Below are 17,888 nucleotides of genomic sequence, written 5' to 3'. Positions count from 1 at the left end.
GTCTCCGGGATGCTCCGGATCGCCTCGTCCGTTCAGCCGGTTTTCGGCGTTCCCCTGTTGCGGTCCGCTTCATCTGTCGTCATCGACAGGCCCCGGAGTCCGTGCCCGAAGAGGCAGGAGGACCCGGTGGCCACCGCAGCCGAAAACAACGCCATGCGGCGGGCGATCACGCTCGCAGCCCGCGGACTCGGCGCCACCAGCCCGAATCCGGTCGTCGGATGCGTGATCCTCGACGCCGACGGTGACCGGGCCGGTGAAGGGTTCCACCAGCGCGCCGGAGGGCCGCACGCCGAGGTCCACGCCCTGCGCGAGGCCGGCGGGCGCGCCCGCGGCGGCACCGCCTTCGTCACCCTCGAACCCTGTAACCACACCGGACGCACCGGCCCCTGCGCCCAGGCGCTGACCGAGGCCGGCGTCCGCCGCGTCGTGTACGCGGTGAGCGACCCGAACCCGCAGGCCACAGGTGGTGCCGACACCCTGCGCGCCGCAGGCGTCCAGGTGGAACAGGGCCTCCTCGCCGACGAGGCGGAGGCCGGCAACATCGCCTGGCTCACCTCGGTGCGCCTCGGCCGCCCGTACGTCCTGTGGAAGTACGCCGCCACCCTCGACGGCCGCATCGCCGCCGCCGACGCCACCAGCCGCTGGATCACCTCTCCCGAGGCCCGCGCCGACGTCCACCGGCTGCGCGCCGAGGCAGACGCCGTCGTGGTCGGCTCCGGCACCGCCCGCGCCGACGACCCCCAACTGGGCGCGCGCGGCATCGAGGACGCCGTACAGCCCCTGCGGGTGGTCGTCGACACGGGCGCCACCGCCGTCAGGCCCGGAGCCCGGGTCCTCGACGGGACCTCGCCCGCGCTGATCGCGGTCGCCGAGGACGCCGAGGCCGGCCACCTCCCGGAGGACTCCGTGCTGCGCCTGCCCCGCGCCGCCGCGGGGCCCGGTCTGGACATCGACGCCCTGCTCGCGGCCCTCCACGGCCGGGGCATCCGTTCCGTACTCCTCGAAGGAGGGCCGGTCCTGGCCGGTTCCTTCGTCGCCGCGGGAGCGGTCGACACCGTCGTCGGCTATCTCGCTCCGGTTCTCCTCGGCGCGGGCCCGGCGGCCCTCGCCGACGCCGGAATCTCCACCATCTCCCAGGCGTTGCGCCTCGATGTGACCGAGACCGTCCGGATCGGCCCCGATCTGCGCATCACCGCCGTCCCTGTTCCTGCTCGGAAGGGAAACTGAGTGTTCACCGGAATCGTCGAAGAACTGGGTGAGGTCACGGCCGTCGAGAAGCTCGACGACGCCTCCCGCTTCCGACTGCGCGGCCCCGTGGTGACCGAGGGCGCCAAACACGGCGACTCCATCGCCGTCAACGGTGTATGCCTCACCGTCGTGGACCTCGGGGAGGACGAGTTCACCGCCGACGTCATGGCCGAGACGCTCGACCGCTCCAGCCTCGGCGCGCTCGCGGCCGGCTCCCGGGTCAACCTCGAACGCCCCATGGCGCTCGGCGGCCGCCTCGGCGGGCACATCGTCCAGGGACACGTGGACGGCACCGGCCGGATCATCGGGCGCGAGGTCTCCGAGAACTGGGAGATCGTCAAGATCTCCCTGCCCGCCGGCCTGACCCGCTACGTCGTGGAGAAGGGCTCGATCACCGTCGACGGAGTGAGCCTGACCGTCGTCGAGGCGGGCCCCGACCACTTCACCATCAGCCTCATCCCCACCACCCTCGCGCTGACCACCCTCGGCATCAAGGGGACCGGCGACCCGGTCAACCTCGAGGTGGACGTCCTCGCCAAGTACGTCGAGCGACTGCTCGGCCACGGCGTCGTGCCCGCATCCGGAGGGCCGGTCGCATGAGCGCCCTGGACTGGCTGAACTCGGAGGCGTTCACCGCTTTCGGGCAGCACATCATCTGGTCGGACATGATCGGCAACACGATCGGCCTGATCGCCCTGGCCCTCGGCTGGCTCCGCTCGGTGTGGACCTGGCCCGCCCAGCTCCTGTCCGGCGTCGTCCTGGTCGCCGCCAACGTCTCCGTGCAGCAGGCGGGCAGCGTCGGCAAGCAGCTGATCGTCGTCGCCGTCGCCGTCTGGGGCTGGCAGCAGTGGACCCGCGGCAGGCAGCAGGCGCAGGACGGTTCACTCGCCGTACGCTTCGCCACCTGGCGCGAGCGCGGTTACCTGGTGGGCGGCGCCGCCCTCGGCACGCTCGCCGTCGGCGGGCTGTTCACGGCCTTCCCGTCCCTCTCCTGGAGCCCCTGGGCCGACGCCTACATCTTCGCCGGCACCCTCGTGGCGATGATCGCCCAGGCGCGCGGCATGGTCGAGTTCTGGTTCGCCTGGCTCCTCGTCGACCTCGTCGGCGTACCGCTCAACTTCCACAGCGGTCTCGCCTTCTCCGGTCTCATCTACGTCGTCTACGGCGCCCTCGTCCTGTGGGGCATGCGCGACTGGTGGCTGCGTACGCGGACACCCGCTCTGGAAGGAGCCACGGCATGACTGCCCAGCCCGCCTGGATGCACGACCGCGGCCACGAGGACCTCTCGCTCGACCCCGTCGAACAGGCGATCCGCGACATCGCCGCCGGACGGCCCGTCGTCGTCGTCGACGACGAGGACCGGGAGAACGAGGGCGACCTCGTCATCGCCGCCGAGAAGGCCACCCCCGAGATCATCGCCTTCATGATGAGCGAGTGCCGCGGCCTGATCTGCGCGCCCATGGAGAACGACGAGCTGGAACGCCTCGAACTCCCGCAGATGGTCACGCACAACACCGAGTCGATGAAGACCGCCTTCACCGTCTCCGTGGACGCCTCCGCGGCACACGGAGTCACCACCGGGATCTCCGCTGCCGACCGCGCCACCACCCTCCGGATGCTGGCGGGCGGCAGGGCCGGCCCTGCCGACTTCGTACGTCCCGGCCACATCTTCCCGCTCCGTGCCCGCACCGGCGGTGTCCTCGTCCGCAACGGCCACACCGAGGCCGCCGTCGACCTGGCCAGGCTCGCCGGGCTGCGCCCCGCGGGCGCCATCGTCGAGATCGCCGGCGAGGACGGAGTGATGCTCCGGCTGCCCGAGCTCGTCCCGTTCGCCCGCAAGCACGGCCTCACGATCATCTCCATCGAGGACCTGATCTCCTACCGCCGCAGCGCCGAGCCCACGGTGCGCCGTGAGGCCGAGGTCCGGCTGCCCACCACCTTCGGTCCGTTCACCGCGTACGGCTACCGCTCCACCGTCGACGGCGTCGAGCACGTGGCCCTCGTCCACGGCGACATCGGTGACGGCCGGGACGTCCTCGTCCGGGTCCACTCCGAATGCCTGACCGGCGACATCTTCCAGTCGCAGCGCTGCGACTGCGGCCCCCAGCTGCACACCTCCATGGAGCGCGTCACGGCCGAGGGCCGTGGGATCGTCGTCTACCTGCGCGGCCACGAGGGCCGCGGCATCGGACTGCTCTCCAAACTGCGCGCCTACGAACTCCAGGAGCGCGGCTCCGACACCCTCGACGCCAATCTCGAACTCGGCCTCCCCGCCGACGCCAGGGACTACGCGGCGGGCGCCCAGATCCTGCGGGACCTCGGCGTACGCAGCCTGCGGCTGATGACCAACAACCCGGACAAGACGGCCGCGCTCGTCCGCCACGGGCTCGAGGTCAACGGGCGTGAGCCCATGCCCGTCCAGGCCGGCGAGCACAACCTGCGGTACCTGCGCACCAAGCGCGACCGGATGGGGCACGACCTGCCCTGGCTCGACGCCCCCGCGTCCGCCTGCGGCAACCAGTAACCGACGACGAACACAGGAGAGACATGAGCGGCAAGGGCGCACCCGAACTGTCCGTACGCAACTGCGGGGACCTGCGGGTGGCGGTGATCGCGGCCCAGTGGCACGAGCAGGTCATGGACGGACTCGTCGACGGGGCCCTGCGCGCGCTGCGCGATCTGGGCATCGACGAGCCGACGCTGCTGCGCGTCCCCGGCAGCTTCGAGCTCCCGGTGGTGGCCAAGGTGCTCGCCGGCCGCGGCTACGACGCGATCGTCGCCCTCGGCGTGATCATCCGCGGCGGCACCCCGCACTTCGAATACGTGTCCCAGGGCGTGACCAACGGCCTGACCCAGGTCACGGTCGACACCGGGGTCCCCGTCGGCTTCGGCGTACTCACCTGTGACAACGAGGAACAGGCCCTGGACCGGGCCGGGCTCGAGGGATCCAACGAGGACAAGGGCCACGAAGCGGTCACCGCGGCGGTGGCCACCGCGGCCACACTGCGCACCGTCAGCGAACCCTGGCGCTGAGCAGCGGTCCGGGACCCCGTATTCTAAGGACCATCATGGCGAACAAAACCTTCGAAGAGCTCTTCGCCGAGCTCCAGCTCAAGGCCGCCGACGGCGACCCCTCCACCTCCCGCACCGCCGAGCTGGTGGGCAAGGGCGTGCATGCCATCGGCAAGAAGGTCGTCGAGGAGGCCGCCGAGGTCTGGATGGCCGCCGAATACGAGGGCAAGGAAGCCGCCGCCGAGGAGATCTCGCAGCTGCTCTACCACGTCCAGGTGATGATGGTCGCCCGCGGGATCTCCCTCGACGACGTCTACGCCCACCTCTGAGCACGCCCCGCCCGCACGTTCCCGGAACCCCTTCGCACAAAGGAAACCTGACCTCATGCTGCGCATCGCCGTCCCCAACAAGGGTGCAATCTCCGGGCCTGCGATGGCGATGCTCCATGAGGCCGGCTACCGGCAGCGCAAGGAGTCGAAGGAGCTCGTCCTCGTCGACCCCACGAACGAGGTGGAGTTCTTCTACCTGAGGCCGCGCGACATCGCGATCTACGTCAGCTCCGGCCGCCTGGACATCGGGATCACCGGCCGTGACCTGCTGCTGGACTCCGGTGCCGACGCCGAGGAGATCCTCCAGCTCGGCTTCGCCCGGTCGACGTTCCGCTACGCCACCAAGCCCGGCACGGCCGCCGGCCCGCAGGACTTCGACGGCATGACGATCGCCACCTCGTACGAGGGCATCGTCGCCGCGCACCTCGCCGACGCCGGCGTGAAGGCATCCGTCGTCCACCTCGACGGCGCCGTCGAGACCGCGATCGAGCTCGGTGTCGCCCAGGTCATCGCGGACGTCGTCGAGACCGGCACCAGCATGCGCAACGCCGGCCTCGAGATCATCGGCGAGCCGATCATGACGTCCGAGGCCGTCGTGATCCGCCGCAGGGGTGCCGTCGCCGACGACCCCAAGGTGCAGCAGTTCCTGCGACGGCTGCAGGGCGTCCTCGTGGCCCGCAGCTACGTGATGATGGACTACGACTGCCGCGTCGAGCACCTGGAGCGCGCGGTCGCCCTCACCCCCGGGCTCGAGTCGCCGACGATCTCCCCGCTGCACCACGAGGGCTGGGTCGCCGTCCGCTCCATGGTCGCCTCCAAGGAGGCCCAGCGGATCATGGACGACCTGTACGAGCTGGGCGCGCGCGCCATCCTCACCACGGCCATCCACGCCTGCCGCCTCTGACGGCCGGCCCCCGCACACCTAAGGACCACAGCGCCGCCATGTCCGCCCCCTCGCCCAGGCCGACCGAACTCCCCGCACTCCCGGCCACCTTCAGGCCGACCCTCACCCGGGTGGTCCTGCTGGCCGTGGGGGCGGCCACGTTCGTCGTCATCACGGCGGTCGCGATGACCCTGGAGAACCTCGGCACGGGGGAGCGGACCAGCTTCGTCCTCGTCGCCCTGCTCTTCTTCGGCGTCCTCGCCCTGCTCAGCAGGCCCCACGTCATCGCCGACGAGACCGGGGTCACGGTCGTCAACATCACCCGTACGCGCCGACTGGCCTGGGCGGAGATCCTCCGCGTCAATCTGCGCGCCGGCGACCCGTGGGTCTTCCTCGACCTCAGCGACGGCACCAGCATGCCCGCACTCGGGATCCAGCCCGGAATGGCCAAGAAGCAGGCCATCCGTGACGCCCGCGCGCTGCGTGGCCTCACGGAACTCCACGGCGGCACCGCGGCAGCGGAGTGAAGGACGCCACGGAGAACGGCTGAGCCCCCTGCCCCGTTCGGCCGGATCCCGATTATTCTGGATCCGGCGGCGCACCGGGTGCGCCCCGCCCCGCACCAGAAGGCCCTCGATGCCCGCGGGGCACATTCCTGCGACCCAAGGAGTGACTCCCTCCAGCAATGGACGGATCGTCCGGTAGTACCTGCGCCGCCCTCTCTCCGGAGGCGGCGGCATGACCACCCCCCTGTTGCTGCTCCTCGCGGCATTCCTTCTCATCCTCGCCAACGGGTTCTTCGTGGCAGCCGAATTCGGGCTCGTCACGGTGGAACGGCCGGACGCCGAACGCGCCGCCGCCGAAGGCGACCGCCGGGCCCGTACCGTCGTCGCCGCCCTGCGCGAACTCTCCTTCCAGCTCTCCGGCACCCAGCTCGGCATCACCATCACCTCGCTGGTCGTGGGCATGCTCGCCGAACCGGCGCTCGCCCAGCTCCTGGCCGGACCGCTCACCGCGACCGGACTGCCCACGGGGGTCGTCCCCGGGGTGAGCGTCGTGGCCGGCATGCTGCTGGCCGCCGCCGTGCAGATGGTGATCGGTGAACTCGTACCGAAGAACTGGGCGGTCTCCCGGCCGCTCCAGGTCGCGCGGTTCGTCGCCGGGCCCCAGCACCGGTTCTCGGCCCTCCTGCGGCCGGTGATCACCGCCCTGAACACCGTCGCCAACCGCCTGGTCCGGCTGCTGGGTGTCGAACCGGCCGACGAACTCGCCTCCGCCAGGACCCCGGGCGAGCTGGTCTCCCTGGCCCGTCACTCCGCCGAGGCGGGCACCCTGGAGCAGGACACCGCCGATCTCTTCGTGCGGACCCTGTCCCTCGCCGGTCTCACCGCGCAGCACGTCATGACCCCACGGGTGAGGGTCAGCGCGCTCCAGGCGTCGGCGACGGCGGCCGACGTCCTCAACCTCACCCGGGCCACCGGCCTGTCCCGCTTTCCCGTCTACCGGGACCGCATCGACGAGGTCGTGGGCATGGTCCACCTCAAGAACGCCCTGGCCGTCCCCTCCCAGGACCGCCTGCGCACCCCCGTGAGCCGTATCGCCGTGCCGCCGCTCCTCGTACCGGAGACCCTCCCCGTCGAACAGCTGCTCCAGCGGCTGCGCAGCGAGCAGCCGATCGCCGTGGTGGTCGACGAGTACGGCGGCACCGCGGGTGTCGTGACCCTCGAGGACATCATCGAGGAACTCGTCGGAGAGGTCAGGGACGAGCACGACGCGGAGGGCGCCGACCGCCCCGAGCTGACTCCGGTCGTCACCGACGACGGACGCGCGGGCTGGGACGTGGAAGGCAGCACCCGGGTGCTCACCCTGCACGGGATAGGCCTCGACGTGCCCGAGGGCCCCTACGAGACCGTGGCGGGGCTGGTCGCCGACCTGCTCGGGCGCATCCCCGCTCCCGGCGACCGGGCCGAACTGCCCGGCTGGCGGATCCTGGTCCGCCAGGTCGGCCACTACCGCGCCGAACAGGTCCGCTTCGTCCGTCTGGCGGCCGTACAGCACCCCCACCCCCCTGCGGAGCACCTCACCCAGGATCTGCTGGAGGCCGTGCGATGAGCCTCGTACAGCTGGTGTTCGCCGGTCTCCTGGTACTGGCGAACGGATTCTTCGTCGGCGCCGAGTTCGCGCTCGTCTCCGTACGGCGCAGTCAGGTCGAACCCCTCGCGGCAAGCGGGTCGAGCCGGGCCGGACAGGTCCTGTACGGCCTGGAGAACCTGCCGCAGATGATGGCCGCCGCGCAGTTCGGCATCACCATCTGCTCCCTCACCCTCGGCGCCGTCGCCGAGCCGACCGTCGCCCATCTCCTGGAGCCGGTCTTCCACGCGGCGCACCTGCCCGAAGGACTCGTCCACCCGCTCGGCTTCGCCGTGGCCCTCGTCTCCGTGGTCTTCCTCCACCTCGTCATCGGCGAGATGGTGCCGAAGAACCTGGCGATGGCCGCCCCGGAGAGGACCGCGATGTGGCTCAGCCCCGGCCTGGTCGGCTTCGCCCGGCTCTGCCGGCCGGTCACCTCGGGGCTGGGGGCCTGCGCCAGGCTCGTGCTGCGGCTCTTCAAGGTCGAGCCGAAGGACGAGGTCGAGGCCGTCTTCACGAGTGAGCAGCTCAACCGCCTGGTGGAGGACGCGGGCCTGGCCGGCCTGCTGGAACCGGAGGCGCGGGAACGCCTCGGGGACGCCCTCGAACTGGGCAGCAGGCCCGTCACCGACGTGCTCCTGGACCGGGCGTCCCTGGTGACCGTGGATCCCTCGGTCACCCCGCGCAGCGTCGAGGAGCTGACCGTACGGACCGGCTTCTCGCGCTTTCCCGTACGCGCGGAGGGCGGCGGCCCGTTCATGGGCTATCTGCACGTCAAGGACGTCCTGGAGCTGGAGGACGGCGACCGGGCCGTTCCGCAGCAGATCTGGCGGCCGATGGCGACCGTACGGGCGGAGCTCCCGCTGGACGACGCCCTGACGGTCATGCGCCGTGCGGCCACGCACCTCGCCCAGGTCGCCGACGCGTCCGGCAGGGTACTCGGCCTGGTCACCATGGAGGACGTCCTGGAGATGCTGGTGGGTGAGGTCCGCGACCCGGCCCACCGGGTGTCGGTGCCCCGCCGCACGGTGGAGGTGCCGAGAGCCATGGCCCCGCTGGGGTGATCCCTCCGCCGGGCGGCCCCACGCGGGCCGCCCGGCGGCCGGATTCCGCAGATCTCCGGCTCCCCGGGCCGCCCGGCGGCCGGATCCCACGGATCTCCGGCTCCCGGGAGACCGCCTACGCGGCTCCCGGCTCCTGCTTCCCACGGTTCACGGGCCCCCGCCCGGACAGCACCTCGCCGTACGCCTGCATCAGGTCCGGCAGCCGCAGCGTGGCCAGATCCTCCCGGGTCGGCACGGCGGCGTAACCCGACAGCCGCAGATCACGGTAGGCGCAGCTCTTCTCGTACAGGGTGCGCAGGAAGCGGCCGTTGCCCAGCTCGTCGATCCAGCCCTGGTCGACCACGTGCCCGCTGATGCTGCGCAACTCGTCGAGGGACTCCTCGTCCCAGACGTCGCCGTTCTCGGCGGCCAGCACCCCGCCGATCGCGGTGAGTTCGAGCGGGCGGTAGCTCGGGAAGTCGACCCGTGTGGTGAAGCGCGAGGACAGCCCCGGGTTGGCGGAGAGCAGCCGGTCCATGCCCTCCGGATAGCCTGCGAGGATGACGACCAGATGGTGCCTGTTGTCCTCGGCCCGCTTGAGGAGCACCTGAAGGGCCTCGTCGCCGTACGCGTCGCCCTTGCTGTAACCGGAGTTGGAGAGGCTGTAGGCCTCGTCGACGAACAGCACACCGCCCAGTGCCGAATCGATCAGCTCGTTGGCCTTCACCGCCGTCTGCCCGAGGAACTCACCGACGAGGTCGGACCGTTGGGCTTCCACCAGATGATCGCCGCCCAGGAGCCCGAGCGCGTAGAAGACCCTGCCGAGGATGCGGGCGACCGTGGTCTTGCCCGTCCCGGACGGACCGGAGAAGACGAAGTGGCGCTTCGGCGGCTGCACCGGCAGCCCCTGCTCCGCCCGCAGACGCGCCATGTTGAGCTGGGCGGACAGGGCCTTGACCTGGCGCTTCACGGGTTCCAGCCCGACCATGCGCTCCAGCTCCGCCAAGGCCTCCGCGAGCATCGCCGGGTCGCTCGGCCCTGCCGGGAAGGCTGCCGCCCTCGGCGCCCCCGGCTTCACCCGCGCCCCGTCGGCTCCGGGCCCGGACGACGGCAGCACGGAGCCGGGCAGGACCTGCGGGGTGCCGCCGAGCCAGGGCTCACGGCCGTCCGCCAGATCGGTGCCGAGCGCCATGTCCCCGTCCGCCTGGGCCTCCGTGCCCGCGCCGTCCGAACCGACGCCGGCCAGGGACACCGCGGCGAGGTCGGAGGCCTCGTCGTAACCGTCCCCCTCGGAGATGGCGGCGAGCCGGGCCGAGGTGTCCATGAAGGCCGGGTCGACCCGGTGCACCGCCCGGTACAGAGGCAGGGCCGCCGCACTGCGCCCGGTGCCCTCGTGCGCCCGCGCCAGCCAGTAGCGCAGCTCCTTACGCTGAGGCTGCTCGCTGCGACATCGCATCAGGGCTGCGGACAGGAGGGGCTCCGCCTGCCCGTACATCTCCAGGCGGACCCGCGCCATGCCGCCGAAGAGCCCCGCCTCGATGCCGAGCAGCGGATCGTCGACGAGCTGCTCGGTGGTCCGCACGAGCTGTTCCCAGTCCTTGACCAGGTAGGAGCGGCAGGCGTGCAGGAAGCGCACCTGGTGATCGGTGTCGACCGGCGGCAGGCCCGCCAACGCCCGGTCCAGCTCGGGCACATGGCGGCCGTCGAGCCAGTGCGAGGCGTGCGCGAGAAGCAGGTCGCGGGGGCTCTCCAGCACCGGCTGCACCCACCAGCCCAGCCAGTACCACGAGTTGAGCGTGCGTCGATGACGAGCGCGCTGCTCGCCGAAGCGGTCGCGATGGCGGTACATGTGCAACAGGGCCGTGGCGGTGTCGATCCGCAGCGCGTGCAGGCCCAGCCAGCCGTCGGCCATGCCGGGATCGAAGCGCACCGCGGTTCTGAACTCCTCCTCGGCCTGCGGGTAGGCGCCCATGGTGTAGGCGTCCACCCCGCGCAGCCAGGCAAGGTCGGCCGGGGCCTGTGTGCCCGGCGTGCCGATGTCCATCAGGTCCCCCACAAACCGAGCCCCCAGAATGTCCCGCCCGCACAGCATGCCCAGCTCGGCACGGCTAATCACCGTGCCGCGGACGGGAATTGACCGCACCCGAGACGCATCGTACCTGCACAGGGAGTGAGCGGTTAAGTACGTAACCGGCGCTTCGGTGGCGGTCACCGAGGGTGAGGGGGCGCTCGGGCCGGGGCGCGGGAGGACAGGACGAAGCCCCCGATCACGGGGGAACAACCGGGGGCTTCGCGTCTGCGGGGGCTCCGAAAAGCCGCACATTGAGAACGTAAGACCTGTACGGCTCCCCGGTCAAGCGGAGTTGAGGTGCCGTCAGGGCATTCTCCGACCGGTCGGTATGGTGACCCTCACCCTTCACTGTCCGTGATGATCCGACTCGCCACCGCTGTCGGGTGTGGCCCTTCCAGCCACGCGTACCCCAGGGGCAACTGCCGTACCACCACGTCCGCGTACGGGGCGGAGGGGTCGTCGGCGAAATGCCGCCGCTCCGCGACGGTCCAGCCGTCCCAGAACTCCGAGAGCCCAGGGCCGTCACGGTGTCTGCCGCGATCCCAGGACGCCTCGCTGTCACCCTCCATCCACAGCAGTCCCGCGAGGAACGGACGCACCGCGGCCCGGCCCGCCCCCACTCCCTCGATCAGCATCACGGGTGCGGGGTCCAGCGTCCTCGGCGGACCGAAGTGCCGGGCCGTCCAGTCGTAGGCGGCGTACCGGGCGGGCTCTCCCCGGGACAGCGGGTCCAGGACCTGCGCCCGGAGCCGGTCCGTCCAGCCGAAGAGCTCCTCGTGGGTGGCCAGGTCGTCGAGGTGAAGTACCGGGGCGCCACCGAACGCCGCCGCCAGACGGCCGGTGAACGTGCTCTTGCCGGACCCGGCGTGGCCGTCGACCGCGATCAGCCGCACGGAGCCACAGGACGGGGGCAGGGCGCGTAGCCGGCGTGCGTGGTCCGCCAGGTCGTTCATATCTCCACCCTACGAGAGCGCCGGGGGGCCGTTTTCGGCCCCGATCCGGTGCCCGTCCTTCCCCTCTTCCTCGGTCCCGCGCAGGTCACGCCAGTGGATCAGACCAATATTGCTGTCGCGGCACGGGCCGAATCACTGGCCGGATGACACCTCGACCCGCAATAGTTGGCCCACCGATCGGCACCCGCAGCCCCATTCCGCTCAACGACCGGGGGTCTCGCCCATGACAAGTCCGACTTCCCGCAGGACCGTGCTCACCGCCGCGCTCGCGGCAGCGGCCGGGGCAGGAACCATTGCCTCCGCCGGCCCGGCGAGCGCGGCTTCCCTCCGTACCCCCTCAGCCCCGGCGGCAGCCTCACTCGTGGACAACCGCTTCTGGACCACCTACACCGACTGGCGCTTCGGCTCGTCCGTCGGCACCCGCGCGGTCGCCGGGCGCCGGCCCGGCCTGGTGATCTCCGCAGCGGCAGGAACCACCGACTACACCGACCCGCATACCGGCACCACCAGCACCTGGGAGTACGCGACCTGGACGTCACCCGTCCACCGCTCGGCCGTTCCCGCCACCGAGGTGATCGCCTCCTGGAACGCCCACACCCCGCAGGGCACCTGGATCCAGATCGAGCTGCGCGGCGGCTACTCGGACGGGACAGAGACGCCCTGGTACGTGATGGGCCGCTGGGCCGCCGGTGACACGGACATCCGCCGGACCTCGGTGGACGACCAGACCGACGGCAGGAGCACGGTCTGGACCGACACCTTCTCCCTCGACGACGCGGCGAGCGGGCTGCGTCTGGTGTCGTACCGCCTGAGGCTGACCCTGTACCGCACCCCGGGCACCCGCCTCACGCCGACGGTCCACCGGATCGGCGCCATGGCCTCGGACATCCCCGACCGCTTCACGGTGCCCGCCACCACGCCGGGCACCGCCCGGGAACTCGCCGTGCCCCGCTACTCGCAGAACGTCCATGTGGGGGAGTACCCGGAGTACGACAACGGCGGCGAGGCCTGGTGCAGCCCCACCTCCTCCCAGATGATCATCGAGTACTGGGGCCGCGAGCCGAGCGCCGAGGACCTCGCCTGGGTCAAGCCGGGGCTCAAGGACCCGCAGGTCTGCCATGCGGCCCGCTACACGTTCGACTACCAGTACGACGGCTGCGGGAACTGGCCGTTCAACGCCGCCTACGCCGCGACCTACGAGGACATGAGCAGCGCGGTCACCCGGCTCGGCTCGCTCGCCGACCTGGAGAAGCTGGTCGACGCGGGTATCCCGGTCATAACGTCACAGTCGTTCCTCAAGGGCGAGCTGACGGGGGCGGGTTACGGCACCTCCGGCCACCTGATGACGGTCATCGGCTTCACGGCCGACGGCGACGTGATCGCCAACGACCCCGCGTCGCCGTCCAACGACGCGGTGCGCCGTGTCTACGCGCGGCGCGAGTGGGAGAACATCTGGCTGAGGACGAAGCGGTACGACGCGAACGGCGCGGTCCGGAGCGGGACGGGCGGGGTCTGTTACGTCTACTGGCCGGCCGCTCCGAGTGCGCGTCAGCGACGCGTCCTGAGGTCACTCGGGCTGGCCTGAGAAGCTGAGGACCCGCGGCCGCCTCGACGATCCGAGATCAGCGGTCGCGGTCTTCCCGCGGCAGGTGGCCGCTCCGGTCCACAGCGGCCCTGACCAGGGAGATCGGGGAGCTGTCGTCACATGAGGTGCTCAGGGCGAGCGCAATGCCGTCGGAGTGCGCGATGACGACAACGGCCTATCGTGGTCAAAGCGTGTTCCGGGGCCGCCCTGGTCGTTGATCAGGCATGACGATCAAGTGGATGGCCCGGCGGCAAGGTCCGACGGAACGCAAGGACAGCCGGCCCCTCCCGGCCCACCGCGGCGACGGCGTCCCGTCGCTCGTGAACCACGGCCGCCCGTCCGTGAGCGCTGTCCGGAGGGCCGGCCGGTGACTTCGGGCGTGATGGACGTTCAGGAGATCGATCTGGGTGCCGTGCGCGAGCAGGTCGACGCGGTACTGAAGGACTTCCTGGAGGGGAAGGCGCGTTCGGCTGCCGTCAGGAGTCATCCGCCGGAGGCCGCGGACATTCTGCGGAATTTTCTCGGTGCGGGTGGCAAGCGCATCCGGGCCCTGCTGTGCGTGGTCGGCTGGCATGCCGCGGGCGGGGGCGAGGACAGGGCGGCAATCCTGAGAGTGGCGGCGTCGCTCGAGTTGTTCGTGGCGTTCGCGCTCATCCACGACGACATCATGGACGACTCGGCCACTCGTCGCGGTCGTCCTGCCGTGCACCGGGAACTGCGTACGCGCCTTGGTCCGTCCTCGCGGGCGGAGCGGCTCGGGGCGGGCGGTGCCCTCCTGGTCGGCAATCTCGCCCTGATCTGGGCACAGGAGCTGCTGCACACCGCCGATCTGCCCCTCCATCGGCGCCGCGCGGTGCACGCCCTGTACGACGCGATGCTGGAGGAGGTGATGTACGGCCAGTACCTGGACGTGATGGGCACCGGCTCCGACGACGACCTTGACGCGGCACTGCGGATCGTCCGCTACAAGACCGCCACCGCAACGGTCGAGCGCCCCCTGCAGCTGGGAGCCGCCGTCGCCGGCGCCGATGACACCACCCTGGAACTGTGCACCGCGCTGGGGCTGCCCCTGGGGGAGGCGTTCCAGATCAGGGACGACCTCCTGGACGTCTTCGGCAGCACGGACGGTGCGTGCGAGCCAGGATCGGGGGACCTGCGGGAGGGCAAGCACACCGTTCTCCTCGCCCTGGGCCTGCGCGCGGCCACCCCGGCACAACAGCGTCGCCTGCGCGACCTGGTCGGCTGGGCCGATCTCGACGAGCGGGGGGCGGCCGAGGTACGGGCCATCCTGGAGGAAGCCGGCGCCCGGCGGAGCACCGAGCACATGATCACCACCCGGTTCGAGCAGGTCCTGCGGGTGCTGGACACGGCGGCGCTGCCGCCGGCCGCGTCCCGGGCGCTGCGCGGACTGGCCGTCACCGCCACCCAGTACACCTCCTGAATCCACGTACGGCTTCCGGCGCACCCGGCCGGACGCCGCACTTTCGGACTTCTCGCGCCGCGGTCTTGCGCGCGCCCGGCATCACGGACGGGATCCTCCTCATGACCGACGCCGCCCTTCCCACCGAACAGGTCCAGGCGCGCTTCGCCGACCGCGCACGACGTTTCAACGCCCGGTTCGAGCAGTACTTCAGCGAGCTGGCGGAGTCATTCGACGCACCGTCGTCCAGCCGCTTCACTCCCGAGTGCCTCGGCCTCCTGCGGGACCTCTCGGTGCGGGGCGGCAAGCGGTTGCGGGTGGCAGTGCTCTACGAGGCGGCCCGCCTGGTGACGCCCGACCCGGTGCCCGGCCTGGAGGAGGCCGCACTGAGCGTCGAACTGCTGCAGACGCACGCGCTGATCCACGACGACATCATCGACGACGACCCCGTCCGCCGGGGCGGGCCCTCCACCTACTACGCCTACCGCCACACGCTTCCGCGGCACCCCCAGGAGGCCCTCGGACTCACCGTCCTCGCCGGCGATCTCGCGCTGGTCCTGTCCCTGCAGGTCCTCCTCGATTCCCCCGCCACCCTCGCGGTACGTCACGCCATGGTCGGTGTGCTGAGCGCAGCGGCCTCTTCCATGATGGTCGGTCAGATCGCGGACATCGAGCGGGACTTCACCGACCTGCCGACCGTGGAACTGCTGCACGCCGTCTCCGAGTACAAGTCCGCCCACTACTCGATTCTCGCCCCCCTGCAGCTGGGCCTGCTGGCCGCGGGCGAGGACCCGGTCCGCTTCGATGCGGAACTGCGCCGCTACGCCCGGCTCGTCGGGATCTACGAGCAGATGCGGGACGACTACCTCGACCTGTTCGGCGACGCGCGGACGATGGGTAAGCCCACCGGCAGCGACCTGCGCAGCGGCAAGCGCAGCTACACCGTCGTCGCCCTGCTGGCGGCCGTGAGCGGGACCGAGCGGGCGGTGGTGGAAGCCGCGCTCGGCGACTCCTCCTGCACGCCGGAGACCGTGGCCGCTGTCCGGGAGATCGCCACCGGCCGCGGGGTCGAGCGGAGGCTGCGGGCGGACATGCGCCGCTATGCGGAGCTGGCTTCGGCCGAGGCGGCCGGCTGGCGCACGCGCTGGCGTGAGGAGGCCGTCACCCTCTTCGAGCACCTGCCGCTCTGGAGCGTCGAGCGGGCCCTGTGATCACCTGACGGGCCGCCCCGGGACTGCTTTCCTCCCACTGCTGCCGCAAAGGCTCCGGGGCGGCGTCGACAGCTCTTCCAGGGCCTGCCGCCACAGTCCGGGCACGGTATCGGCGCCGGGGAGGGCTTCGTCGACACGGAAGCACAGACTCGCCTCACCCGCGTAGACGAGCATGACGACCGACAGGGGCACCCCGTGCGGGCAGCACATGACGGGATCGATCCGTTCCACCACCGCATCGCCGAAGCTGAGGGGCTTGCGCATCACCAGGCAGGAAGCGACGAGGGTGAGCCGGCCCGGGGCGGTACTCACGGCTACGAGGCGCCTGAGAAGCCGGGCAGGCAGGCGAGTGAGGGCCGCACGGAGCACGGCCCGGTGCCCGGACAGTCTGAGGGCAGCGGTGACCGCGCTGGTGCCGGCGAGTCGCTGGGCGAGAGGAGGAAGGCCGCCCGGAAGATCGACCCGCGTCAGGTAGAGCCGGTTGCCAGGGGCTGCCCACTCGTCGGCCGTGCGCAGGTTGACGGGAACCATGACGGGAATGCGGGACCGTGCGGCACGCGGCCAGGCGGTGCTCGCCCACCCGGCGATCGCGTGGCCCAGGGCGGTGAGGTAGACGTCGTTGATGCCCACACCGACGCCGGCACGGGCCGCGGCCCTGAGCGACGGCACGGGCACCCGGACCCACGAGGTGCGGCGTCGGCTGGAAAGCGGCTGCGCGGGTGAGCTCCACACACGGTGCTTCCTGGCGTGCCGCAGGAGAATCACGACGCTGCGCCCTACCTGCCGCAGTCCGGGCCGGGGCTCGACTGACCCTGTCCACGGCACCGGCGCAGGTCCCCCGGCCGTCGCGTCCGGGCCGAAGAGGGCTTCCAGCACCGCCACGATGGCGCCGCCGTCCTGCACGGCGTGATGGGTCAGGTACAGCAGCGCGAACCCGTCGGGGACGTGGCCGTGCAGCAGGACCAGACGCCAGGCCGGGACACCCTCGGGCCATGGGACGCACATCAGTTCCCGCACCGCGGCTTCCAGAGCTTCTGCACCCCCGGCCAGGCGACGTACGGCGACGTGACGCACCGGGTCGGGATCGGCGTGTACCCACCGGGCCTGCCGACCGTCACCGTCCAGGACATGCGTCATGCACGGAAGGCGGGGCAGCCGTGCGGCCACGCACTCCTGAAGGGCAGGCAACCCGGGAACGGCGCCGGACAGATGGAGTACCGCACCGATGGTCGAGGCGGCGTCCGGGTGCGCGGCGCGCCGTTCCACGTCGCGCAGGAAGAGATCGGCGGCGCCGGGAGGGAGGAACGTGGGCATCTGTCTCATCTCCGTCATCGCAGGAATGCGAAGGCCACGCCGCTGACGGCCGCGCCCAGGCACGCTCCGACAGTCACCTGGGCGACGGTGTGGCACCGCAACCGCACCCGTGACCAGCCGATCACCGCCACCAGCGGTGCCGACAGTGCCCACCACGGCCCGTGGAGCGAGGCGAGAACCGCCAGGGCACCGGCCGCGACCGAGGAATGCACCGACACCTTCCAGAAGAAGGTGATCACCATCAGCACCAGCAACACGGCCAGCATCGCGGCCACCAGTGCACGGACGGCAGACGTGGCGCCCAGCCCGTACAGCAGGCCCGTACCGGTGATGACCGAGAACAGAACGACGGGGCCGGCCACCAGCCGTTCCCGGCGCTGCCGTACGCGGCGGTCGCTCCAGTAGCCGCCGCGTTCGCCCAGACGCAGGACCACCGAAGGCAGTACGCCGGTGAACAGGGCCGCGAACAGGCCCCACCCGAATCCGGTGGCGCCGTCGGCGCGCCATCCGAGCAGCGGCGCCAGGGCCAGCATCCAGTTCCTCGGCTCGAACCCGTCGCTGACGAGCCACGCACAGCGCGCGTCAGCGCGGGCCGGCGCACCGGACGCTTGCCGGGAGCAGGCAGGAAGAGCGGAGCCCGCTTCCCGCTCGGCCACCACCGTGGTCTCCTGCTCGGACACCCACGCCCC

General features: G+C 71.4%; 17 protein-coding genes. 13 read left to right on the top strand and 4 right to left on the bottom strand.

Features of this window, described 5'->3' with window-relative positions; all coding sequences use genetic code 11:
* Window positions 1-126: 126 nt before the first annotated feature.
* The 10 genes from ribD (at window position 127) to ACIRJR_RS21290 (ending at window position 8,666) form a co-directional block, all read left to right on the top strand.
* On the top strand, window positions 127-1,227 hold the full coding sequence (gene ribD, locus ACIRJR_RS21335) for a bifunctional diaminohydroxyphosphoribosylaminopyrimidine deaminase/5-amino-6-(5-phosphoribosylamino)uracil reductase RibD (RefSeq protein ID WP_403783057.1): 1,101 nt from the start codon (window positions 127-129) through the stop codon (window positions 1,225-1,227).
* Entirely contained in the window at window positions 1,228-1,848 is a 621-nt protein-coding gene (locus ACIRJR_RS21330; RefSeq protein WP_403783054.1) for a riboflavin synthase, read from the top strand. It begins immediately after the preceding gene.
* Window positions 1,845-2,489 carry a nicotinamide riboside transporter PnuC gene (locus ACIRJR_RS21325; RefSeq protein WP_403783051.1) on the top strand — a complete coding sequence of 215 codons (645 nt, stop codon included), beginning with the start codon at window positions 1,845-1,847 and terminating at the stop codon, window positions 2,487-2,489. The genes ACIRJR_RS21330 and ACIRJR_RS21325 overlap by 4 nt, the downstream gene beginning before the upstream one ends.
* Entirely contained in the window at window positions 2,486-3,772 is a 1,287-nt protein-coding gene (locus ACIRJR_RS21320) for a bifunctional 3,4-dihydroxy-2-butanone-4-phosphate synthase/GTP cyclohydrolase II (RefSeq protein WP_403783048.1), read from the top strand. The genes ACIRJR_RS21325 and ACIRJR_RS21320 overlap by 4 nt, the downstream gene beginning before the upstream one ends.
* A gap of 23 nt (window positions 3,773-3,795) precedes the next feature.
* On the top strand, window positions 3,796-4,281 hold the full coding sequence (gene ribH / locus ACIRJR_RS21315; RefSeq protein ID WP_033304266.1) for a 6,7-dimethyl-8-ribityllumazine synthase: 486 nt from the start codon (window positions 3,796-3,798) through the stop codon (window positions 4,279-4,281).
* 35 nt (window positions 4,282-4,316) lie between these two features.
* Window positions 4,317-4,589 (top strand): phosphoribosyl-ATP diphosphatase, encoded by a 273-nt coding sequence (locus ACIRJR_RS21310; RefSeq protein ID WP_014157415.1) that lies wholly within the window; start codon window positions 4,317-4,319, stop codon window positions 4,587-4,589.
* A 55-nt stretch (window positions 4,590-4,644) separates the two neighbouring features.
* A complete protein-coding gene (hisG, locus tag ACIRJR_RS21305) occupies window positions 4,645-5,493 on the top strand; it encodes an ATP phosphoribosyltransferase (protein ID WP_403783045.1) in 849 nt (282 codons plus the stop codon).
* A 38-nt stretch (window positions 5,494-5,531) separates the two neighbouring features.
* Window positions 5,532-5,999, top strand: coding sequence for a PH domain-containing protein (locus ACIRJR_RS21300; RefSeq protein ID WP_403783042.1), 468 nt, complete (start codon window positions 5,532-5,534; stop codon window positions 5,997-5,999).
* A 211-nt stretch (window positions 6,000-6,210) separates the two neighbouring features.
* Window positions 6,211-7,584, top strand: coding sequence for a hemolysin family protein (locus tag ACIRJR_RS21295; protein ID WP_403783039.1), 1,374 nt, complete (start codon window positions 6,211-6,213; stop codon window positions 7,582-7,584).
* Window positions 7,581-8,666, top strand: coding sequence for a hemolysin family protein (locus tag ACIRJR_RS21290; RefSeq protein ID WP_403783036.1), 1,086 nt, complete (start codon window positions 7,581-7,583; stop codon window positions 8,664-8,666). Before ACIRJR_RS21295 ends, ACIRJR_RS21290 begins: the two co-directional genes overlap by 4 nt.
* A gap of 115 nt (window positions 8,667-8,781) precedes the next feature.
* Here ACIRJR_RS21290 and ACIRJR_RS21285 read toward each other — a convergent pair whose 3' ends face one another.
* Window positions 8,782-10,689 carry an AAA family ATPase gene (locus ACIRJR_RS21285; protein ID WP_403783033.1) on the bottom strand — a complete coding sequence of 636 codons (1,908 nt, stop codon included), beginning with the start codon at window positions 10,687-10,689 and terminating at the stop codon, window positions 8,782-8,784.
* A gap of 365 nt (window positions 10,690-11,054) precedes the next feature.
* On the bottom strand, window positions 11,055-11,669 hold the full coding sequence (locus ACIRJR_RS21280) for a uridine kinase (protein ID WP_403783030.1): 615 nt from the start codon (window positions 11,667-11,669) through the stop codon (window positions 11,055-11,057).
* A gap of 223 nt (window positions 11,670-11,892) precedes the next feature.
* On the opposite strand from ACIRJR_RS21280, the gene ACIRJR_RS21275 reads away from it, so the two are divergent.
* From ACIRJR_RS21275 to ACIRJR_RS21265, 3 genes are all read left to right on the top strand, one after another.
* Window positions 11,893-13,254, top strand: coding sequence for a peptidase C39 family protein (locus tag ACIRJR_RS21275; protein ID WP_403783027.1), 1,362 nt, complete (start codon window positions 11,893-11,895; stop codon window positions 13,252-13,254).
* A gap of 382 nt (window positions 13,255-13,636) precedes the next feature.
* Window positions 13,637-14,695, top strand: a complete 1,059-nt coding sequence (locus tag ACIRJR_RS21270; protein WP_403783637.1) for a polyprenyl synthetase family protein — start codon at window positions 13,637-13,639, stop codon at window positions 14,693-14,695.
* A gap of 101 nt (window positions 14,696-14,796) precedes the next feature.
* The gene (locus tag ACIRJR_RS21265) at window positions 14,797-15,885 is read left to right on the top strand and encodes a polyprenyl synthetase family protein (protein WP_403783024.1); all 1,089 of its coding nucleotides are present in this window, start codon (window positions 14,797-14,799) and stop codon (window positions 15,883-15,885) included.
* Here ACIRJR_RS21265 and ACIRJR_RS21260 read toward each other — a convergent pair whose 3' ends face one another.
* Together ACIRJR_RS21260 and ACIRJR_RS21255 are read right to left on the bottom strand one after the other, a co-directional pair.
* Window positions 15,886-17,217: a wax ester/triacylglycerol synthase domain-containing protein gene (locus tag ACIRJR_RS21260; RefSeq protein WP_403783021.1), complete on the bottom strand. Its 1,332-nt coding sequence runs from the start codon at window positions 17,215-17,217 to the stop codon at window positions 15,886-15,888.
* Window positions 17,214-17,879 (bottom strand): hypothetical protein, encoded by a 666-nt coding sequence (locus tag ACIRJR_RS21255; protein WP_403783018.1) that lies wholly within the window; start codon window positions 17,877-17,879, stop codon window positions 17,214-17,216. The genes ACIRJR_RS21260 and ACIRJR_RS21255 overlap by 4 nt, the downstream gene beginning before the upstream one ends.
* Window positions 17,880-17,888 lie beyond the last annotated feature (9 nt).

The organism is Streptomyces sp. NPDC102402 (assembly GCF_044765765.1).
Taxonomy (GTDB): Bacteria; Actinomycetota; Actinomycetes; order Streptomycetales; family Streptomycetaceae; genus Streptomyces.
This window is presented reverse-complemented; position numbering and strand designations above follow the sequence as displayed.